The sequence below is a fragment of the Coleofasciculaceae cyanobacterium genome, assembly GCA_036703275.1.
Taxonomy (GTDB): domain Bacteria; phylum Cyanobacteriota; class Cyanobacteriia; order Cyanobacteriales; family Xenococcaceae; genus Waterburya.
This window is the reverse complement of record DATNPK010000093.1, coordinates 1-4,343: the sequence shown is the minus strand read 5'-3', so window position 1 is coordinate 4,343 and position 4,343 is coordinate 1. Positions and strand designations below refer to the sequence as shown.

Below are 4,343 nucleotides of genomic sequence, written 5' to 3'. Positions count from 1 at the left end.
CTTGATATTTGAAAAGATTGGTTCTTGTCGCACTTGTGACTCGCTTAAAGCGACAAATGTCCATTCGCTACCATAACAAATATTTGATAATTACTGGTGCAGTAGCTTATAGCGATCGCTAAAGAGTGTTTTTTGAGATTTGTAAGTTAAAGCATAACTTGAAATATTTACAACGAGAAAAATATAGTTTCAGCGTACATTAATTAAGCATAAAGTGAAAAAGTTAAGCATAAGCTGAAATTTTGATACTTTTATAAATAATAAGTTGAAATTTTATACAATAGCCTGATTGACAAATATCTCAAACCTTTATCATATATGAGTTGTAAGCTTCGTCAAATTACTTGAATACACTTTGTAGATAAATGGTAAAAACCAAAAAAAATTTTCTCAACAGACCTACCACATAATAATCGATCTTTTTCAAATTGACTTTGATAAGATCGAACACGGATCGATCGCTCACAAATTATTTGCTGCTTTATAGGTAGCACACTTCGATTTTCGCTCTTAGCGATCGCAAATCAAAATATGCTATCTAACGCCTTATGACATCTAGGGTGGTTGCAGCTAGATCTATATAGTTACTAGGCAAAGGCTGAGTGTGGTTGCAGTAAAAGAGGGAACATTGCCTTCAATGTCAGGCAGTCTGCTTAACGCCTTATGGCATCTAGGGTGGTTGCAGTTCTTTCTTGTTCTGTCAAAGGGGGATTAACGCTATTGGTCTGCTTAACGCCTTATGGCATCTAAGGTGCTTGCAGGTAAGGTAGGAAATCATTATTAAACTCGATGTTACTGCTTAACGCCTTATGGCATCTAAGGTGCTTGCAGAGCATAGTCTGAAAAACCCAATTAGTATGAGTTTGTAGACAATTTTGCAAGCACCATAATCGTAGCACACTTATTTTGAGATAGTTAAATAATAATTTTGTAAATCGCAACTGAAAACGGTTTACTTACAAGCTTTTGAGAAAATACAAGCATCTCGGCACATACATATTTTGATGTAACTTTTACAGGGAAGAGGTTCGAGGCTCTTTCTTCTATTTTTACCTTGAAACAATCATAGATCCTTGTAAAAAAACTATTGACTCTGGCTATCTTTAACTATCTTCTTTGTCAAACATCGATAGCCATTCACTATCTGGTAGGAAACTCATAGCATTTTTAGTGGCAGAAAACAGGAGACTTTTAGTTTGACTGGGATTCTGGCGATCTATTTTAACTGTCAGGCTTACAGCACCTGATTCTAATTCTAGATTGGAATTGACTGATAAAAACCAATGAGTTGGGAGAGGTTTGTCTAAAAAGTCGATGCGATCGAATAAAAAATTGTTATCTCCTGCAAAGGGAAAACCATAACAAGGGCGATCGCTTTTACCATCTAATTCTTCACGGATGCGGGTAATTAATTCTGAATCCGCTTGTACTCCGAGGATAATATCTAAGTTAACTATGATTTCGCGATAGGTAAGTTCAATCCAATATTTGTTTCCATGAGTTTTTGTCTTGTGCTCCTTGCCAGTCTTACCAATTGGGTAATTGTGCATATTTTGGAGTAGAACGCTTATTTCACTATTACTTCCTGCTACTCTCCCAAAAGCTAATTTTAGAGCAGGCAAATTAGAGCGAATTGGCGTGATAGTCTCCTTGAGGCTTCCCCGCATTTCAATTCCAGCTAGGTTGAGAATTAATCCATAAGCAGCAGAAGGAGGCATTATAGGCATTGTATCCCGATAAGTTCCCGCTCTCAGACAAGAAAAGCTCGCAAATGGAGCGCGAACGTGTAGCCAGAGTGTCTCCACTACTTATTATCCTCCTTCAATAACTGTTCGGATACTTTGTCTAAGAGAGTCTGAGGATTATTGTGTAAGTGGACTTTATTAGTTTTTAATTGTTGCTTAATTTCTTCAGGCATTTGACGAACAATTTCTCCTCCCAGCCAAAATTCCTGTCCTGGTAGCTCGTTATCAATAAGTCGATTTAGTTCTGTAAATTCCCCGTCCTCATTGTATCCATAGGTATCGTAGCCTGGAACTCGACATGAGGTGAGACGAGCAAGAATGCTTCTGGGAGACATTTGAATGTAGCTAATACCTTTACCACCCCCTACTTCGCTCAGTTCTCCAATCGCTTGAATTAAAACTTTCGTCCAGTTGGCTTTGGAGATACAGTCAGATCGTGATAGGGCAAATGGATATTGATAGGCGGTGTAACTTACTTGTCTATAAATAGGCGTTGTTTCACTAATGTTATTCCAAGGGCTACTGTCTGTGTTTCTAGGAGCTATCTGTAGGTGAACATTAATGTTGGAAGATAGACCAACTGCCATGTTGTTCCTGAAAATACTATTTCTTTTAGGTGGTAGATCGCGATACTTTGGGATCGCATCCTTATCGGTCACACAAAAACCAAATAAAAAGTCATCGGCATATAGCTCAGCATTAGGAAAGGCTTGATATTCTACCCTTGGTGCGCCAGCCGTTTTGGCTCGTGTACGATTACAAGGCAATCCTTCTTCAATCGAAATACGTCTTAGAGCATCCCGAATGGCATAGGGACTGATAGTTGCATAATCTCGACCCTGCTTGGAAATACTCTGAAGTGTCTTGTTGGTATCATCTCCTTTGTTGTGGTGATTTGCGCTAGGTGCAGCATAGGTCAAAATCGTCGCAAAAAGATTTAATCTATCGACTTTATTGGAATCGCTTGTTGAAATGCTTTCTGTCATACTATTGTGAAAACTATAAATAATTTAAAGTACTGGTAATGCTAATAAACACAGGACTCGAATTTGCTCTGGTTGGGTTTGTATTAGTTGGGCAAGTAATAAATACTCTTCAGTAGTTATGTATTGATAGACATCGGTAAACTTCGCAGCAAAATAAGCTAAAAATTCATGAGTTTGACGGGGGCGACGAAAATCATGATGGAGATCTACTACTATCTGCTTTCGCTTCTCCTTGTAATTTTGATAAGCTTTGTTCTGCTTTAATTCTTCTTTTTTTTTGCTTTTCCCAATTCTCGTCCCACTTCAGCTTGAATTGACTTTCGAGTTGGTGTCGAGTGTAGGTTTTTAAAAGGCGGAGTAACAAACTTTCTAAAGAAGTTTCTTTGGTTTCAGTTTGCTGACTGGTTTTACTAGGCTCTATTGTATTTTTATACCTTGTATTATCAATTCCTTCTTGTTCCATAGGGTTATTTGAGGGATTAAATACAGTTCGGAAATCTCGACAGAACGAATTATTTTTAACAGTTTCGGCAGCAGGTAAGTCTCGTAGCAGAGTATAAAAACCTTCAATTGTGGGTCGATCGCGAATTAAATTTTGCCAGTATTGTAATCGAAATAAGGGGTTAAACAGCTTGTGTTGTAGTTGAGTAAATTCGGCGATCGCTTTTCTATTGGGTGGATAACGTTGAATACTTAATATTTGAGGTTCGCTTTGGGGTTTATCTCGTAGTCTTATTATATGAAAAACATCTACGCCAAATAGTAGTTCGTCTATATTCAATTCTGGCTTTAGTTGAGATATATAAGTGTAAATTGAACCCAAAAAATCCAATCTCGCTTCTTCTAAGTTACGAACGATCGCGCTACGGGGTTTTTCCCAAAGTTCTTTAGTGTCTCGTTGCCGTAAGATAGACGAAAAATGTTGACAGAAAGCAGTTAGATTGAGAACATCCGGGATTGCGATCGCATAGCTAGGTAATTTCGGCTTGCCTTTGGCATTTATTTTTAGAGGTAGGTAAATCCGAGTAACGTAACTCCAGAAGTTTAGTAAAAATTTATTCTTTGCTACATCAGTAAACGGCACACCTTCATTGTTTTTAGCTTGCGCTCCTAACATATAGGTGCTAGATAATGATGCTTTTGAATTAGGTTTATCTTGTAAAATCTTCCAGATTTTTGTAATCTCTGAAGGCTCTGTATCGTTGACCATTGCTTTAAATGGCAGTCTTTGTTTGTCGCGAGGACGTAAAATCGCCCAGGTTACTTCTTGCCAGAGTTTTGTCCAAACCAGATTGTTGCTATTGGCTGGCTCAAAGCTTCGCACTAACTCTCCTTGAGGCACAATATCTGTATAGACATAGAAGGTAGTGAGTTTAGTTTTATTTGTCTTGGGATCGCGAACTTGACGTTTAATTGTCCTATATTTTTGCTTACTGTTCGTCCTTTTCTTCTGACGTTCCCGTTCCTCAAAAGGTAAGTATTCAGGTATCAAAAAGAGATAAATAGTTGCAACCGAGAAGAAAACTGGGTAATGTAACGATAGGATGAGCCAAAAACCAGAGTTGAACAATCAAGAGCAGTTAAACCAGTTGTCAAAAAAAGAACTGGTACA

3 protein-coding genes are annotated in these 4,343 nt (G+C 37.9%); all 3 read right to left on the bottom strand.

The window, feature by feature from the left end; all coding sequences use genetic code 11:
- Window positions 1–1,103: 1,103 nt before the first annotated feature.
- The 3 genes from V6C71_18645 to cmx8 all read right to left on the bottom strand — a co-directional run bounded on the left by V6C71_18645 (window position 1,104) and on the right by cmx8 (window position 4,223).
- A complete protein-coding gene (locus tag V6C71_18645; GenBank protein ID HEY9770480.1) occupies window positions 1,104–1,805 on the bottom strand; it encodes a CRISPR-associated protein Cas5 in 702 nt (233 codons plus the stop codon).
- Entirely contained in the window at window positions 1,805–2,731 is a 927-nt protein-coding gene (locus V6C71_18640) for a hypothetical protein (GenBank protein ID HEY9770479.1), read from the bottom strand. Before V6C71_18640 ends, V6C71_18645 begins: the two co-directional genes overlap by 1 nt.
- Before the next feature lie 193 nt (window positions 2,732–2,924).
- Entirely contained in the window at window positions 2,925–4,223 is a 1,299-nt protein-coding gene (gene cmx8, locus V6C71_18635) for a type I-MYXAN CRISPR-associated protein Cmx8 (protein HEY9770478.1), read from the bottom strand.
- Window positions 4,224–4,343: the final 120 nt, after the last annotated feature.

What these genes read in the sequence shown, in the direction of transcription:
- V6C71_18640 (HEY9770479.1), bottom strand. Translation starts at nt 2,731, where the DNA reads ATGACAGAAAGCATTTCAACAAGCGATTCCAATAAAGTCGATAGATTA.